This is a genomic window from Pseudaquabacterium rugosum (genome assembly GCF_038066575.1).
Lineage (GTDB): Bacteria > Pseudomonadota > Gammaproteobacteria > Burkholderiales > Burkholderiaceae_C > Pseudaquabacterium > Pseudaquabacterium rugosum.
This window is the reverse complement of sequence record NZ_JBBUTF010000008.1, coordinates 132,800-149,549: the sequence shown is the minus strand read 5'-3', so window position 1 is coordinate 149,549 and position 16,750 is coordinate 132,800. Positions and strand designations below refer to the sequence as shown.

Below are 16,750 nucleotides of genomic sequence, written 5' to 3'. Positions count from 1 at the left end.
GAGCCACCGCCGGTGGCCGCCCCTCGACCGGGCGGCCACCGGCGACGACGGCGAGCGGGCGTGGACGGGCCAGAATCGTGTCCCGTCCGTGGCCCCCCGCAGGTCCGTCCCGTGAGCCCTTCCCCGCCCCCCGTGACCGGCGACCCCGGAGCGTCCCTCCCCAGCGCCCCGCCCCGGCACATGACCCTGCATGCCGCGGCGATGCACGCGCCGCCCCGCGACCTCGTGCAGGCCCTGGCCCGCCTGGGCATCACCCTGGATCCCGCCCCGCGCCCCTGGTCGCCCGCCGGGCCGGTCGGGCCGGCGGCGGCGATCACCACGCATGCCCATCTGCTGTGGCTGGCGGGCTCGCCGGCCGAGGCCCGGCCCTGGCTCCAGGGCATGCGGCGGTTGGCCAGCGCGCCCGTGCTGGTGGTCTCCGGCCCCTGCCCGGCCGCGCAGCTGGGACAGGCCGTCGCGGCCGGCGCCGCCCTGCACCTGGTGCGCCCCGTCACGGCAGAACAGGTGCGGCTGGCGCTGGCACAGGCCTGTCGCGCCCGGGAGGATGGCGATCCGGGCCGCCCGGACCGCAGCGCGACGTCCGCCTGGCTGCTGCTGACCGCGTCGGCGATCCTCGTCAGCCCCCGCCGCACGCTGATCGCGCTGGCGCCACCGGAGCTCGCGCTGCTGCAGGCCCTGATCGCGGCCTCCGGCCAGCCGGTCGACCCCGGCATCGAGACACCGGAGCGCCACGCGGCGCTCTACCGCCTGCAGCGGCGCATCGAGCGCGAGAGCCTGGGCCTGCGCGCGCTGCGCCAGGCGCCACCGGGCCGCTGGGCCCTCGACATCGCGATCGAGGTCCGGCCCGACTGATCAGCCCGGCACGCCGCCGCCGCCGGCCACCGGCAGCCACCAGCGGGCCGGCTGCCCGTCATCGCGCGCCAGCCAGCCCCCCTGCACCGCACAGATGCGGGCGACGACATCCAGGTCCTGCGCCGACGGCTGCACCCGACCCGGCTCCGTCACCGACTCGCCCGGCCAGGACACGCACAGGCCGACCCAGTCGCGCGTGGCGTCCAGCTCGACACTCAGGTTCAACGTGGCCATCCGTCCGCAACCGCGCCAGACCTGGCGCAGCAGATGCCGCAGCCCCAGCCGGAACAGATTGGGCTCGATGGCCACCTGCACCCCCTCGGGCACCGGCGCCAGACGCACCCGCGACCGGACCTCCGGCGCCAGATCCTGCAGCGCCAGGCCCAGCAGGAAATCGAGGGGCTGTGGCACCGGCCCGGCGGCGACGGTCGATGCCGGGGCCTCCTGCAGCTCGGCCAGCGCGAACCACGCGTCGAGCGCCTCGACGAGCGCGTGGGCGGACTCGGCCCAGGGTGGCGACGCGGCGCCGGCCGGATCCGGCGCGGCCGCACCATCCGCCCCCGACAACTGCTCGGACAGGCTGCGCAAGGGCTGTCGCACGGCCTGGTCCAGCCCGTCGAGGACCTGCTGGCGCAACTGGCTCCAGGCGTCGCGCTGGCGGACGGCCTCCCGCTCGGCCAGACTGCGGCGCCAGACGTGGGTGTCGCGGGCCGCCATCTCCCGCCGCTCGGCCTCGACGGCCCAGCGCTCGCGGGCCACCTGCTCGACCACCTGCCACTGATCCAGCAGCAGGCCGAGATGGGCCAGCTGCACCAGCACGGCCACCGCCAGCAGACCCGCCGCGAGGACACCGGCGTCCGCGACCGGGGCGGCCGGCATACCCGATCCCGCAGGCGCGGGCCATCCGGCACATGCCGCCAGGACCGCCACCAGTTCCAGGCCGCTGGCGCACACCAGCAGCAGCGCCGCCGGCCGCGGACCACCGGACGGCCCGGACAGCGCGATCCGGGCGCAGACCCCGACCGCCGCCACGGCGGGCCCGGCCAGCCCGATCAGTGCCCACGCACCGGTCAGCCCGGCCGCCGAGGCCAAGGTCCGGCCCAGCACCTGGAGCGGTGCGGCCAGCAGCAGCAACAGCACCATCGGACGGTGCGGCGGGCGCTTGGGCAGCGATTCAGCCAGCGCCCAGGCCCGGACCAGCGGCAGACCGGTCAGCAGCACGGCCAGCACGGCCATCGTCCAGCCCGGAGCGGACACCCAGGGCACCAGCAGCAGCGCCGCCACGGCCGCCGAGCCCAGGCCCGCCACGAGCCACAGGCCTGCCGAGCGCCGGCTCTGCCGGGTACCGGCCACCAGCAGCGTCACCCAGGGCAGGCCCAGCAGGCACAGCAGGACGAGACGGACGCTCAGGCTCATCGGAACTCACCCCCGCCGGGGTCGCGCTCAGATCTCGACCTTGGCGCCCAGCTCGACGATGCGGTTGGACGGCAGGTTCAGGAAGTCCGCTGCCGCCGCCGCGTTGCGGTGCATGCTGGCGAACAGCTTCTCGCGCCACATCGCCATGCCGCCACCGAAGGTCGGGATCACGATGTCGCGGCTCAGGAAGTAGCTGGTGTCCATCTCGTCGAGCGGGATGCCGCGGCCTTCGAGCAGCTTCAGCGCCTCGGGCACGTCCGGATCGTTCTTGAAGCCGAAGTGCAGCACCACCTGCCAGCAGTCGTGGCCCAGCGACTCCAGCTCGATGCGCTTGTCGAAGCCGATCCACGGCACCTCGTGGTGCCGCACCGTGACGAACAGGTTGTACGCATGCAGCACCTTGTTGTGCTTGAGGTTGTGCATCAGCGCGTTCGGCGTCAGGCCGGTGTCGGCCGACAGGAACACCGCCGTGCCCTCGACCCGCGTCGGCGGACTGATGAACACCGCATCCAGGAAGCCCCGGAGCTCGATCGCCTCGTCGCGCAGACGCGCACTCATCAGCTTGCGGCCCGCGACCCAGGTCGTCATCAGCGTGAACATGCCGATGCCGATGACCAGCGGGAACCAGCCGCCGGCCACCAGCTTGAGCATGTTGCTGGCGAAGAAGGTGATGTCGATGACGAAGAAGAATCCGGTGGCCGCCAGGCACAACGGCAGCGGGTACTTCCAGCCATAACGGATGACGTAGAAGGTCATGACGGTGGTGATCGTCATGTCCAGCGTCACCGCGATGCCGTAGGCGGCGGCCAGGCTCGATGAGCTCTTGAACAGACCGACGGCCAGCACGATGAACACCCACAGCCCCCAGTTGACGAAGGGCACGTAGATCTGTCCCGTGTCCTTGACCGAGGTGTGCTTGATCAGCATCCGCGGCAGGATGCCGAGCTGGATGGCCTGCTTGGTCACCGAGAAGGCGGCCGAGATCAGGGCCTGCGAGGCGATCACCGTGGCCGCCGTGGCCAGGAAGACCAGCGGCAGGCGGAACCACTCGGGCGCCATCAGGAACAGCGGGTTCTCCACCGCCTCGGGCTGGCGCAGCAGCAGCGCGCCCTGGCCGAAGTAGTTGACGACCAGCGCCGGCATCACGAAGCCGTACCAGGCGATGCGGATCGGCTTCTTGCCGAAATGGCCCATGTCGGCGTAGAGCGCCTCGCCGCCGGTCACGCACAGCACCACCGCGCCGAGCGCGATGAAGGCCACCAGCGGCTGGCTGCCGATGAAGCCCGCGGCATACAGCGGATTGAGCGCCACCAGCACCGCGGGGTTGGCCGCGATGTGCGGGATGCCGAGCGCCACCAGCACGATGAACCACACCAGCGTGATCGGCCCGAAGGCCTTGCCGATGCCCCCGGTGCCCAGGCGCTGCACCGAGAACAGCGCGGTGATCACCACCAGCGTCAGCGGGATCACCCAGGCATGCAGCGCCGGCGCGGCCACCTCCAGGCCCTCGACCGCCGACAGCACCGAGACCGCCGGCGTGATGACGCCATCGCCGTAGAAGATGGCGGTGCCGAACAGGCCGGCCGTCATCAGCGTCTGGCGCAAGGCCGGACGGTCCTTCACGGCGGTGGTGGCCAGCGCCAGCATCGCGATCAGGCCGCCCTCGCCGTTGTTGTCGGCGCGCAGGATCAGCAGCACGTACTTCAACGAGACGATGACGGTCATCGTCCAGAAGATCAGCGACAGCACGCCCAGGATGTTCTCGGGCGTGGCCGGCACATGGCCGGCATGGAAGACCTCCTTGAGCGCGTACAGCGGGCTGGTGCCGATGTCGCCGTAGACGACGCCGAGGGCGCCGAGCGTCAGCGCCGCGAGGGCGCGAGAATCCTGGGGGGCGTGTGCCGTGCTCACTGCAGCAGGCGCCGGACGCGGGCGCCCGGCGCCGAAAGCCGAAAAGACGGCTATTGTGCGCCGGGCCCCTGCGCGGACGTCAATCCGGGTGACGCGAGGACGCCACGCCCGGACCGCGACGGATCATTCGTAGGTCTCGGCGTCCGGATCGGTGGCTTCGAGCTCGTAGCTGGCCGCCAGCATGGCCAGCCGGCCGATCACGCCGTACATGTAGAAGCGGTTGGGGGCGCTGACGCCGGGCTTGTCGCCAGGGCGCGGCAGCTGGTGGCCATCGGCGAAGGCCAGCGGCACGAAGCGGCCCCCGGGCCCGCTCAGGCTCTCGTCGACGCCACGCTCGGCATGCACGCGGTAGAAGCCGCCGACCACGTAGCGGTCGATCATGTAGACCACCGGCTCGGCCATCGCCTCGTGCACGCGCTCGTAGGTGGCCACGCCTTCCTGGATGATGACCTCGGTGACGCCGGCGGCCTTGTCGGCGCAGCGCTGCTGCAGGTCGGGCAGTTCGCGCGCGTCGCGCACGGTGATGATGCCCGCGCCATGGTGGCCGTCATCGGACTTCACGACCACGAAGGGCCGCTCGTTGATGCCGTACTCCTTGTACTTGCGGCGGATCTTGGTCAGCAGCGCGTCGACGTTGGCCTGCACGCAGTCCAGGCCGCCGGGCGAGCTGAAGTCGACCTCGCCGCAGGTGGCGTACATCGGGTTGATCAGCCAGGGGTCCATGCCCAGCAGCTTGGCGAACTTCTTGGCCACGTCCTCGTAGCTCTGGAAGTGGCGGCTCTTGCGGCGCAGGCCCCAGCCGGCGTGCAGCGGCGGCAGCAGGTACTGCTCGTGCAGGTTCTCCAGCACCGCGGGCGTGCCGGCGACCAGGTCATCGTTGACGAGGATGGTGCAGGGATCGAAATCCTTGAGACCGAGCCGGCGCGGCGTGCGCAGCAGCGGCTCCAGCAGCAGCTCGCCACCGTCGGGCGCACGCAGCGTCTGTGGCTGGTCGATGCGCAGGTCGAGCGCGCCCAGGCGCACGTTCAGGCCGGCCTGCGAGAAGATGCGCACCAGCCGCTGCAGATGGCCGAGGTAGAACGGGTTGCGCTGCACCAGCGCGCTGTCGGGCAGCAGCAGCAGGTTCTTGGCCTCGGGGCAGATCTTCTCGATCGCCGCCATCGCCGCCTGCACCGCCAGCGGCAGCATCTCGGGCGTCAGGTGGTTGAAGGCGGTCGGGTAGAGGCTGGTGTCGACCGGCGCCAGCTTGAAGCCCGAATTGCGCAGATCGACCGCGCAGTAGAACGGCGGCGTGTGCTCCATCCACTCCAGGCGGAACCAGCGCTCGATGGCCGGCAGCGAGTCGAGGATGCGGGCTTCCAGTTCGTTGATCGGACCGGTCAGCGCGGTGACGAGGTGGGGGACCATGGTGGCGTGCGGCAGGCGTCGTGGCGGGGAGCGCGCCACGTGGCGGCGCGCTGTCGGCGCCAGTGTCGCACCACCGGACGGTCCGTGCAGGCCGCGGCCACGACGGCCCCACCGCGCCCGGGCAGCGCACCGGCGGCGGGTCCGGCGGATCAGAACGCGCCGGTCTCCTGGCTCAGGCGCTGCACGCGCTCGCGCAGCTCGTCGTTGAGCTGGGCGTAGATCATCACCTGGTCGCCGGCCGCGCGCAGCCGCTCGGCCATCTGCTGGGCCAGACCGGCCATCAGACGGGCCGCGACGGCCGGTTGCTCGACCACCAGCCGCTCCAGCCCCTTGCGGGCCAGGCCGGCGGCGCGCACGGTGCTCAGGGCGACACAGGTGGCCGATCGGGGCGAGCCGTCGAACAGCGACATCTCGCCCAGCACCGAGCCCGGGCCGAGCACCGCCACCGGATCGCCGGAGGCATCGTCGCCCTGCGGGTGCACGGCCACCTCGCCCTCGAGCAGCAGCAGCATGAAATTGGCCTGGTCACCGGCGCGCAGCACGGTGGCCCCGGGCGGATAGGCGACCTCGCGCAGGTACTGCACGATGCCGCGGGCATCGGCCTCGTCCAGGCGCACCAGCGCGCGCTGGATCAGCAGCAGGTCAACCGCCCGCTGAGCGAGGGCCGGGAAGTCGGCCAGGGGCCGGGTGCGCGGGGCGGCGGGTGCCGCAGCCGCGGCCGGGGAGTGGATCGACGGCTCGCTCATGTCCGGAAGTGTCGTCGGGCGCCGAGCCCCCCGCAAGCGGGGGGACCGGGCCAGCCCCCCTGGATGGTGGCCGCCGCACCATGAAGAAAGCCGCCCGCAGGCGGCCTTCGATCGGCACCGGTGCGCACCCGGAGGGCGCACCGGAGGACCCTCACTTGCTGTAGGCGGTCTCGCCGTGCGAGCTGATGTCCAGACCCTCGCGCTCTTCCTCTTCGGTCACGCGCAGGCCGACGACCAGGTCGACGATCTTGTAGCAGACCACCGAGACCACCGCCGACCAGGCGATGGTGATCAGCACGCCCTTGAGCTGGATCCAGACCTGGGCGCCGATGCCGTTGGAGCCGACGGTGGCGGTGACCCAGTCGGTCACGAGGCCCGGGCCGCCGAGGTCCTGCGTGTTGAACACGCCGGTCAGCAGCGCACCGACGATGCCGCCGACGCCGTGGACGCCGAAGACGTCCAGCGTGTCGTCCGCGCCCAGCAGCTTCTTCAGGCCGTGCACGCCCCACAGGCAGGCGAAGCCGGCGATGAAGCCGATGATGATGGCGCCCATCAGGCCGACGTTGCCGGCGGCCGGGGTGATGGCCACCAGACCGGCGACGGCACCGGAGGCCGCACCCAGCATCGAGGCCTTGCCGCGCAGCATGGCTTCACCCAGCGACCAGGCCAGCACCGCGGCCGCGGTGGCGGTGAAGGTGTTCATGAAGGCCAGGACGGCGGAGTTGCCGGCTTCGAGCGCCGAACCGGCGTTGAAGCCGAACCAGCCCACCCACAGCAGCGAGGCACCGACCATCGTCAGCGGCAGGCTGTGCGGCGCCATGGCTTCGCGGCCATAGCCGACGCGCTTGCCGATCATGTAGGAGCCGACCAGGCCCGCCACGGCGGCGTTGATGTGCACCACGGTGCCGCCGGCGAAGTCCAGCGCGCCGTGCTGCCACAGCAGGCCGGCCTTGGCGTTCATCGCGTCGACGACGTCCTTGCTGGCGTAGGCGTCCGGGCCCATCCAGAACCAGACCATGTGGGCCACCGGCGTGTAGCTGAAGGTGAACCACAGGGCCGAGAACAGCAGCACGGCCGAGAACTTGATGCGCTCGGCGAAGGCGCCGACGATCAGGCAGCAGGTGATGCCGGCGAACGTGGCCTGGAAGGCGGCGAACAGCAGCTCGGGGATGTAGACGCCCTTGCTGAAGGTGGCGGCCATCGCGAACGTCCCCGTGGCCGGGTCGAACACGCCCTTGAGGAACAGCCGGTCGAAGCCGCCGATGTAGGCATTGCCCTCGGTGAATGCCAGGCTGTAGCCGTACAGGGCCCACAGCACGACGATCAGCGAGAAGGTGACCATCACCTGCATCAGCACCGACAGCATGTTCTTGCTGCGCACCAGGCCGCCGTAGAACAGGGCCAGGCCGGGCACGACCATCAGGATGACCAGCAGCGTGGACAGCAGCATCCAGGCGACGTCGCCCTTGTTGGCGACCGGCGCGGGGGCGGCGGAGGCTTCCGCCTCGGGCGCCGCAGCGGCCTCGGTGCTGGCGGCCGCCGCCGGGGCCGCGGCGGCCTCCTGCGATGCCGCGTCGGCAGTGGCGGTGGCGACCGGCGCCGCGGGCGCTGACGCCTCCTCGGACCAGGCGCCGCCGGCGAAGCCCAGGGCGGCGAGGCCCAGGGCGAGCGTAGCGATCAGCTTTCTCATGATGTGTCGTTCCTGCGTGTCTCTGTCCCGGCGCGGCCGTGGCCGCCCCGGCCCTCGTCATCCGACGTGCGGGGGAATCAGGTTCAGCGAAATGCGTCGCGGTCGGTCCCGATCAGGCGGGACGCCGCCGCGAGGCGGAGGGTCAGAGGGCTTCCTTGCCGGTCTCGCCGGTACGGATGCGCACGACCTGTTCGAGGTCGGCGACGAAGATCTTGCCGTCGCCGATCTTGCCGGTGCGTGCCGAGCCTTCGATGGCCTCGATCACGCGGTCGACGATGGCGTCATCCACCGCGGCCTCGATCTTGACCTTGGGCAGAAAGTCGACCACGTACTCCGCGCCGCGATACAGCTCGGTGTGGCCCTTCTGGCGGCCGAAGCCCTTCACCTCGGTCACCGTGATGCCCTGGACGCCGATCGCGCTCAAGGCCTCGCGCACCTCGTCAAGCTTGAACGGCTTGACGATGGCAGTCACCATCTTCATGTGCTACTCCTGTGTGGCTGGCTGTCGAGCGCCCCGCACACGGCGCTCCGGCCCGTGAATCGCCCCCTTCAGGGCGCCCCTCGTGTCGATGCGGTGGCGGCTCGCGGTGCCGCTGCCGCATCGACGGCACGAACAATTCGTGGAACTCCTTTCGCAGCTTCCGTGCCACCGTGCGGCCCCCGGGCGTCGCCTGCCCCATGGCGGTGAACACGACCCAGGCCGATGCATCATGGCGCACCAATGTCGTGCAATCCATTGCCATGCATGAACTTGGTGCACACATCCCCCGCCCTGTGGATGTGGCGGACGGCAGCGGACCCGGCCCGGTGCAGACAGCCGGACCCGGGCCGGACAATGCCGCGGGCAGGAGGTGCGCGATGTCCCTGGCCCTGATCCACAGCCGTGCGCTCGACGGCCTGCAGGCCCCGCCGGTGCAGGTCGAGGTGCATCTGGCCAACGGCCTGCCCAGCTTCACGCTGGTGGGCCTGGCCGACACCGAGGTCAAGGAGGCGCGCGAGCGGGTGCGCGCGGCGTTGGCGGCCTGCGGCCACGCCTTCCCGCACAACAAGCGGGTGACGGTCAGCCTGGCGCCGGCCGATCTGCCGAAGGAAAGCGGTCGGTTCGACCTGCCGATCGCCCTCGGCATCCTGGCCGCGGAGGGCCTGCTGGACCGGGCACGGCTGGACCGCTGCGAGTTCGCCGGTGAGCTGTCGCTGGGCGGCGCCCTGCGGCCGGTGCGCGGCGCGCTGGCGCTGGCACTGGCCGCCGCCCGGGATCCGGCCGGCCGCGAGCTCGTGCTGCCGGCGGCCTGCGCCACACGGGCGGCCCGCGCCCAGGGCATCGTGGTGCGCGCAGCCGATGATCTGGCCCAGGTGGTGCAGGCCATGAGCCCGGACTGTCCGTCCGACGATGGCTCGCCCGGTGCGCCACCCGACGGTCTGCCGCGCGCCAGCGCAGCGGACGGGCCGCCGCCGGCCCTCGGCCCGGACCTGGCCGATGTGCGCGGCCAGGCCAGCGCACGCCGGGCGCTGGAGATCGCGGCGGCGGGTCAACACCATCTGCTGTTCGTCGGCCCGCCGGGCAGCGGCAAATCGATGCTCGCGCAGCGCCTGGTCGGCCTGCTGCCGCCGATGGACGAGGACGAGGCCCTGCTCAGCGCCGCCCTGCAGGGGCTGGAGCCGGGCGAGCTGCAGGACAGCGGCGGCTGGGCCCGCCGCCCCTGGCGCGCGCCCCACCACAGCGCCAGTGCGGTGGCCCTGGTCGGTGGTGGGGCGCCGCCGCGGCCGGGCGAGATCTCGCTGGCCCACGGCGGCGTGCTGTTCCTCGACGAGCTGCCGGAATTCCCGCGCAGTGCGCTGGAGGCGCTGCGCGAGCCGATGGAGACCGGCGAGATCCGCATCGCCCGCGCGGCCCGCTCCGCCCGCTACCCGGCCGGCTTCCAGCTGGTGGCCGCGATGAACCCCTGCCCCTGCGGCTGGCTGGGGGCCCGGCTGGCCGCCCGGGGTTGCCGTTGCACGCCGGACCAGATCGCGCGCTACCAGGGCCGCCTGTCCGGGCCGTTGCTCGACCGCATCGACCTGCTGGTCGAGGTCGCCGCGCTGCCGCCGGCCCAGTTGCTGGACGGCCCGCCGGGCGAGCCCAGCGAGGCGGTCCGCGCGCGGGTGCTGCAGGCCCGCGCGCGGCAGCAGGCCCGCCAGGGCGGCAGCAACCAGGTGCTGCAGGGGCAGGCCCTGGACGAGGCCTGCCGGCTCGATGCCGCCGCGCGGCAGCTGGCGCGCCAGGCGGCCGAGCGCCTGGGCTGGTCAGCGCGCGCGCTGCACCGTGCACTGCGCGTGGCGCGCACCATCGCCGATCTGGCCGGCCAGGACACGGTCGACACCGGTGCCCTGGCCGAGGCGCTGCAGTACCGGAGGGCGCTGCCGCAGGCGGCGAACTGACCGCGGCTCGCGCGCACGGCCGCCGCGACGCCGCGGTCGGCCGGCCGGACAGTGACCGGGCCGGAGCCGGGGCCGGGGCCGGCCGTCCGGCCCCGCGAGGCCTCAGTTCAGGCCGAGGAAGCCCGCCGGAACTCGAGCGGCGTCGTAGCCCCCGCGGCCGATGGCCGGCAGCAGCCAGGAGGCATCGGCCGCACGACCGTCGCTGCCCACCGACACCGCCGAGGTGTCCCCGACATGACCCCCATGGACCACCAGCGAGGGGTGGTCGAAGGGGGCCGCATGACGGCGCACGCGATCGTCGGTCAGCCCCTTGAGGAAGGCAACCAGCGAGGCCCGCTCGGCCGCCGTCATGCCCAGCGGCTTGATGTCGGCGTCCAGGTCGGCGATGTTGGCGCGCGCGAAGTTGCCACCGCGGTTGTAGAACTCCACCACCTGCTCCAGCGTGGCCATGCCACCGTTGTGGAAGTAGGGCGCGGTCAACGCCACGTTGCGCAGGCCCGGCGTCTTGAACGCGCCGTTGACGGCGATGCGCGTCAGCGGGGTCACGATCTCGTCGGCGATGGCCAGCTCGAAGGCGTTGAACAGCAGCAACGAGCGCTTGGACAGGCCGCTGTAGGACAGCGGATAGCCGAACGGATCCTTGCCACCGACGCCCGGGTCGTCGCTGGTCCGGGTGACGCCGATGTTGTAGAAGCCCTCGTCGTAGACCGCCACGCGACCGTCGCCCATCGTCATGCGGCTCATGCGGTCGGTGACCAGGCGGCGGTGGATGCTGGCGTTGGTCAGTGCGGCACCGCCGTGGCAGTTGATGCACTGGCCCTTGCCGACGAACAGCGCGAAGCCCTGCTGCTGCTGCGTCGTCAGCGCAGCGGACTGCCCCTGAAGATAGCGGTCATACGGCGTCTGGTCCGACACCAGCGTGGCCTGGTAGAGCTGCAGCGCGAGGCCGAAGAACAGGCTGAAGTTGGCCTCGGCCTGGTTGTAGCTCTTGCCATCGACCGTGAGGTTCGAGGTCGCGTTCCACCACTCCGGACGGAAGGCCGTGCGCACCAGCGTGGCATAGCTCTCGGCCGACAGACCGTCGCCACTGGCATGGCGGCGGGCGCCCAGCACGCTGTCGTCGGCGGCCACGGCCTGGCCGGCCAGCGGACGCAGGGCCATCATCTTGCGGCCCAGGTCGGGGAAGATGCGACCGGCGGCGGTCATCTCCACCGGGTTGAGCACCGGACCGACGGCCTGCGAGGCCAGCGAGGCGTCGTTGATGACCACCGAGGTGGCCTGCGGCCGGTACTGCCAGCCCGACAGCGTCCAGACCGGCGTCGTCTTGTAGACGCGGGCGCTGCTGTCGCGCTTGCCCCAGCCGTTGACGCCGTTGAAGACCGTCTGCGCGCGGCCGTCCCAGAAGTTGCGCAGGTTGAACACCGCATTGATCACGCTGGGCGCGTTACGGCCGGTGACCTGGCGGGTGTTGAGCGCGCCGACATGGAACACCGGGTCATAGACCGGCTGACGCAGGTCGGCGCCCTGGCCCGGCTGGATGCCCTGGAACTGCTCCTTGAGCACGCCCTGCGAGCCGGCGACCACGCTGAGGCTGCGCAGCACCGCGGAGTCCCGGTTGCCCGGATCGGACAGCTGGTGCAGCGGGAAGTCCGACGCCTTGAATTGATAGTTGGGGCCGCCGAGCTGGGCCATCGCCGCGCTGCCCGCGCCGTTGGTGCCGGCCGACAGCTGGTTCTTCGAGCGGGGATCGGCACCGGCGCTGAAATGGCAGCTGGCGCAGGCCGTCTTGCCGTCACTGCCCAGGCGCAGGTCCCAGAACAGGGCCTTGCCGAGCGCGATGGCCGCGGCCTTGTCGGCGACGAAGGACGACAGGTTGGACGGCTCGGGACGGCTGGCCGAGGACAGGGGCGCCGGCGGCGACACGGCGTTGGTCTGGGCCTGGACGGCCAGGGCGCTGGCGCCGAAGGCGAAGACCGTCGTCAGGCTGCGACGGAAGAACCGCTGCCGGGGGGTCTGCGGTGAAAGATGCATGGGAGTCTCCGGTGCAGCCCCGACCAGACTCCAGGACGGAGCATGGCCGACAGGGCGGGAAGACTTCCGCACCACGGACTGCAGGTTGGCAAAACAGGCTGGCGGTCACGGCATGTGCCGCACCTTGTTGCCCGTTCGTGAACCATATCCAGCGACTCCGTACCGCAGGAGTAACGAATTCATGCAGGCGAGCCCAGGCGTAACCGCACCCCCAAGGTGACGGAGTCCCGGGCCAGGGCGTGACATCCGCCCTGGACAGCGACGGAATCAGCCCAATTGCGGGGCCAGCAAGCGGCGCGCCTGAGCCTCGTCGAGCGCCTCGCGCGCGGCCCAGTCGGCCAGCTGGTCCTCGCCGATGCGGCCGACGTTGAAGTACGTCGCCTGCGGATGGGCCAGGTAGAAGCCGCTGACCGAGGCCGCCGGCGTCATCGCCAGGCTCTCGGTCAGGCCCATGCCGATGTCCTCGGCCGCCAGCGTGCGGAACATCGCGCGCTTGACGTGGTGGTCGGGGCAGGCGGGATAGCCCGGCGCGGGACGGATGCCGCGATAGGCCTCGGCGATGAGCTGCTCGTTGCTGAGCCGCTCATCGGGTGCATAACCCCAGAACTCGGTGCGCACGCGCTGGTGCAGGCGCTCGGCGAAGGCCTCGGCCAGGCGGTCGGCGATGGCCTTGAGCATGATGGCCGAGTAGTCGTCGTGCGCCGCCTCGAACTGCGCGGTGCGCGCGTCGGCACCGAGGCCGGCCGTCACCGCGAACAGGCCGATCCAGTCGTCCTTGCCGCCGGCGTCGGCGCGCGGCGCGATGAAATCGGCCAGGCTGCGGTTGGGCCGCATCACGCCATCGACCACCGGCCGCTCGGTCTGCAGGCGCAGCGGACGCCAGTGCATCAGCACCTGGCTGCGGCTGTCGTCGGTGTAGATGGCGATCGTGTCATCGTCGACCGTGTTGGCCGGCCAGAAGCCGAACACGCCGTTGGCCTGCAGCCAGCGGCCGTCGATCGCGCGCTGCAGCAGCTTCCTGCCATCGTCGAACACGCGCACGGCCTCCTCGCCGACGACCGGGTCCTTCAGGATCTCGGGAAACTTGCCCGCCAGGTCCCAGGTCTGGAAGAACGGCGCCCAGTCGATGCACGCGGCCAGCTCGGCCAGGTCGTAGTTCTTCAGCACGCGGCGGCCGGTGAACTTCGGTGCCGGCGGCTCGTAGGCGGCCCAGTCCAGCGGCGTCTTGTTGGCGCGGGCCTGGGCCAGCGTCACCAGCGGCGTGGTCTTGCGGTTGGCGTGCTGCTCGCGCACGCGCTCGTAGTCGGTCTTCAGCTCGGCGATGTACTTCGCGGCGCGCTCGTCGCTCAGCAGCTCGCTGCACACGCCGACCGAGCGGCTGGCATCGGGCACGTAGACCACCGGGCCTTCGTAGTTCGGCGCGATCTTGACCGCCGTGTGCACACGGCTGCAGGTCGCACCGCCGATCAGCAGCGGCGTGGCCCGCTCGCGGAACCAGGCATCGCGCTGCATCTCGGCGGCGACGTGCTGCATCTCCTCCAGGCTGGGCGTGATCAGACCCGACAGGCCGATGATGTCCGCGCCCTCTGCCTTGGCCTTGGCGAGGATGTCCTGGCACGGGACCATCACGCCCATGTTGACGACCTCGAAGTTGTTGCACTGCAGGACCACGGTGACGATGTTCTTGCCGATGTCGTGCACGTCGCCCTTGACGGTGGCGATGACGATCTTGCCCTTGGGCTTGACGTCACCGCCCGAGGCGGCCATCGCGGCCTTCTCGGCCTCGATCCAGGGCAGCAGCCTGGCCACCGCCTGCTTCATCACGCGGGCGCTCTTGACCACCTGCGGCAGGAACATCTTGCCGGCGCCGAACAGGTCACCGACCGTGTTCATGCCGGCCATCAGCGGGCCCTCGATCACGTGCAGCGGGCGGCCGCCCTTGGCCTGCACGGCCTGCCAGCACTCCTCGGTATCGGCGTCGATGAACTCGGTGATGCCGTGCACCAGCGCGTGGCTCAGGCGCACCTCGACCGGCGCCGGCGCTTCAGCCGTGCCGCGCCAGGCCAGCTTGGCCGAGTCGTCCTTGGCCGCGCCCTTGACGCTCTCGGCCACCTCCAGCAGACGCTCGGTGGCGTCCTCGCGGCGGTTGAGCACCACGTCCTCGACCCGCTCGCGCAGATCGGCGGGCAGGTCGTCGTAGACGCCGACCATGCCGGCGTTGACGATGCCCATGTCCATGCCGGCGGCGATCGCGTGGTACAGGAAGACGGTGTGGATGGCCTCGCGCACCGGCTCGTTGCCGCGGAAGGAGAAGCTGACGTTGGACACGCCGCCCGAGACCTTGGCGCCCGGCAGGTTCGCCTTGATCCAGCGCGTGGCCTCGATGAAGTCGACCGCGTAGTTCGCGTGCTCCTCGATGCCGGTGGCGATCGCGAAGATGTTGGGGTCGAAGATGATGTCCTCGGGCGGGAAGCCCACCTCGTCGACCAGGATGCGGTAGGCCCGCGCGCAGATCTCGGTCTTGCGCGCATAGGTGTCGGCCTGGCCGGCCTCGTCGAAGGCCATCACCACGGTGGCCGCGCCATAACGCCGGATCAGCGTCGCCTGGCGCCTGAACTCGGCCTCGCCTTCCTTCAGGCTGATCGAGTTGACGATGCCCTTGCCCTGCAGGCACTTCAGCCCGGCCTCGATGACCGTCCACTTCGACGAGTCGACCATGATCGGCACGCGCGCGATCTCGGGCTCGGAGGCGATCAGGTTCAGGAAGCGCACCATCGCCGCCTGCGAGTCCAGCATCGCCTCGTCCATGTTGACGTCGATGACCTGGGCGCCGTTCTCGACCTGCTGGCGGGCCACGGCCAGCGCGTCCTCGTAGCGGCCTTCGAGGACCATCCGCGCGAAGGCCTTGGAGCCGGTGACGTTGGTGCGCTCACCGACGTTGACGAACAGCGTGCCCTGCCCGATGGACACGGGTTCGAGGCCCGACAGGCGCATCGGCGGCACGGCGGCGGCAGGCGTGGAGGTGGCGGAGTCGGTCATGGCGTGCGGGCGGGCGGGCGAAAGCGGATCGGGCGGCCGCGCTCCGGCAGGAGGGCGACCGCGGCAGGCGGCAGCGTGCGCGGCGGGAGGGCGCCGCAGGGGCGAGGTCAGGCTCAGGCGGCGGCGACGAGCCCGCTGAACAGCGGGTCGGCCTTGTGGCGCGGACGGTAGTCCGCGACCTTGCGCGCGATGGCGGCGATGTGGTCCGGCGTGGTGCCGCAGCAGCCGCCGACGATGTTGACGAAGCCGGCCTGGGCGAACTCGGCCAGCATGCCGGCGGTGACCTCGGGCGTCTCGTCGAAGCCGGTGTCGCTCATCGGGTTGGGCAGGCCGGCGTTCGGATAGCAGCTGATGAAGGTGTCGGACGCGACCTTGCTCAGCTCCTCGATGTAGGGCCGCATGACGGCCGCACCGAGCGCGCAGTTCAGGCCGATGGCCAGCGGCCGCGCATGGCGCACGCTGTTCCAGAAGGCCGGCACGGTCTGGCCGCTGAGGATGCGGCCCGAAGCGTCGGTGACGGTGCCGCTGATGATGACGGGCAGGCGCTCGCCGGTGTCCTCCATCAGCTCGTCGAGCGCGAAGATGGCGGCCTTGGCGTTGAGGGTGTCGAAGATGGTCTCGACCAGGAAGACGTCGCAGCCGCCCTCCAGCAGCCCTTCGGCCTGCTCGCGGTAGGCCGCGCGCAGGGTGTCGAAGTCGACATTGCGGGCGCCGGGATCGTTGACGTCGGGGCTGATGCTGGCCGTGCGCGGCGTCGGGCCGAGGGCGCCGGCGACGAAGCGCGGCCGCTCGGGCGTGGCATGGGCGTCGCAGGCCTCACGCGCGAGACGGGCGGCGGCGACGTTGAGCTCGCGCGCGACGGCGGCCAGGTCGTAGTCTTCCTGGGCGACCGAGGTGGCGCCGAAAGTGTTGGTCTCGATCAGGTCGGCGCCGGCGGCCAGGTACTGCTCGTGGATCTCGCGGATCACGTCCGGGCGGGTCAGCACCAGCAGGTCGTTGTTGCCCTTGAGGTCCTTGGCGTGGTCGGCGAAGCGCCCGGCGCGGAAGTCGGCCTCGCCCAGCTTGTAGCGCTGGATCATGGTGCCCATCGCACCGTCGATGATGGCGATGCGGCGCGCGAGGATCCCGGGCAGCGCCTGGCCGCGGGTGTAGACGATGGGCTTGCTCATGGTCCGGATTCTAGAAGGGCCACCCCGGGCCGGTCCCGGATGCGGCCTTGGCCGGCTGGGCGTGCGAGGCG

11 protein-coding genes are annotated in these 16,750 nt (G+C 71.5%); 2 read left to right on the top strand and 9 right to left on the bottom strand.

Annotation, left to right across the window (positions count from 1 at the left end; genetic code table 11):
* Positions 1 to 180: 180 nt before the first annotated feature.
* The gene (locus tag AACH11_RS10700; RefSeq protein ID WP_341374210.1) at positions 181 to 852 is read left to right on the top strand and encodes a hypothetical protein; all 672 of its coding nucleotides are present in this window, start codon (positions 181 to 183) and stop codon (positions 850 to 852) included.
* On the opposite strand, the gene AACH11_RS10695 is transcribed toward AACH11_RS10700, so the two are convergent.
* From AACH11_RS10695 to glnK, 6 genes are all read right to left on the bottom strand, one after another.
* A complete protein-coding gene (locus AACH11_RS10695; RefSeq protein WP_341374209.1) occupies positions 853 to 2,268 on the bottom strand; it encodes a hypothetical protein in 1,416 nt (471 codons plus the stop codon). It lies immediately after the preceding gene.
* Between the two features lie 27 nt (positions 2,269 to 2,295).
* Entirely contained in the window at positions 2,296 to 4,179 is a 1,884-nt protein-coding gene (locus AACH11_RS10690) for a potassium transporter Kup (protein WP_341374208.1), read from the bottom strand.
* A gap of 123 nt (positions 4,180 to 4,302) precedes the next feature.
* Complete coding sequence (gene gshA / locus AACH11_RS10685; RefSeq protein WP_341374207.1) at positions 4,303 to 5,586, bottom strand: glutamate--cysteine ligase; 1,284 nt, start codon at positions 5,584 to 5,586, stop codon at positions 4,303 to 4,305.
* Positions 5,587 to 5,735: 149 nt separating this feature from the next.
* Positions 5,736 to 6,332 carry a cyclic nucleotide-binding domain-containing protein gene (locus AACH11_RS10680; protein WP_341374206.1) on the bottom strand — a complete coding sequence of 199 codons (597 nt, stop codon included), beginning with the start codon at positions 6,330 to 6,332 and terminating at the stop codon, positions 5,736 to 5,738.
* 151 nt (positions 6,333 to 6,483) lie between these two features.
* Positions 6,484 to 8,022 (bottom strand): ammonium transporter, encoded by a 1,539-nt coding sequence (locus AACH11_RS10675; protein ID WP_341374205.1) that lies wholly within the window; start codon positions 8,020 to 8,022, stop codon positions 6,484 to 6,486.
* Positions 8,023 to 8,164: 142 nt separating this feature from the next.
* Complete coding sequence (glnK, locus tag AACH11_RS10670) at positions 8,165 to 8,503, bottom strand: P-II family nitrogen regulator (RefSeq protein ID WP_341374204.1); 339 nt, start codon at positions 8,501 to 8,503, stop codon at positions 8,165 to 8,167.
* Positions 8,504 to 8,880: 377 nt separating this feature from the next.
* Between glnK and AACH11_RS10665 the strand changes: the two genes are divergently transcribed.
* Positions 8,881 to 10,440: a YifB family Mg chelatase-like AAA ATPase gene (locus AACH11_RS10665; protein ID WP_341374203.1), complete on the top strand. Its 1,560-nt coding sequence runs from the start codon at positions 8,881 to 8,883 to the stop codon at positions 10,438 to 10,440.
* A 102-nt stretch (positions 10,441 to 10,542) separates the two neighbouring features.
* On the opposite strand, the gene AACH11_RS10660 is transcribed toward AACH11_RS10665, so the two are convergent.
* The 3 genes from AACH11_RS10660 to AACH11_RS10650 all read right to left on the bottom strand — a co-directional run bounded on the left by AACH11_RS10660 (position 10,543) and on the right by AACH11_RS10650 (position 16,679).
* Positions 10,543 to 12,471: a cytochrome-c peroxidase gene (locus AACH11_RS10660; protein WP_341374202.1), complete on the bottom strand. Its 1,929-nt coding sequence runs from the start codon at positions 12,469 to 12,471 to the stop codon at positions 10,543 to 10,545.
* 267 nt (positions 12,472 to 12,738) lie between these two features.
* Complete coding sequence (gene metH, locus AACH11_RS10655) at positions 12,739 to 15,510, bottom strand: methionine synthase (RefSeq protein ID WP_341374201.1); 2,772 nt, start codon at positions 15,508 to 15,510, stop codon at positions 12,739 to 12,741.
* Positions 15,511 to 15,623: 113 nt separating this feature from the next.
* Positions 15,624 to 16,679 carry a homocysteine S-methyltransferase family protein gene (locus AACH11_RS10650; RefSeq protein WP_341374200.1) on the bottom strand — a complete coding sequence of 352 codons (1,056 nt, stop codon included), beginning with the start codon at positions 16,677 to 16,679 and terminating at the stop codon, positions 15,624 to 15,626.
* Positions 16,680 to 16,750 lie beyond the last annotated feature (71 nt).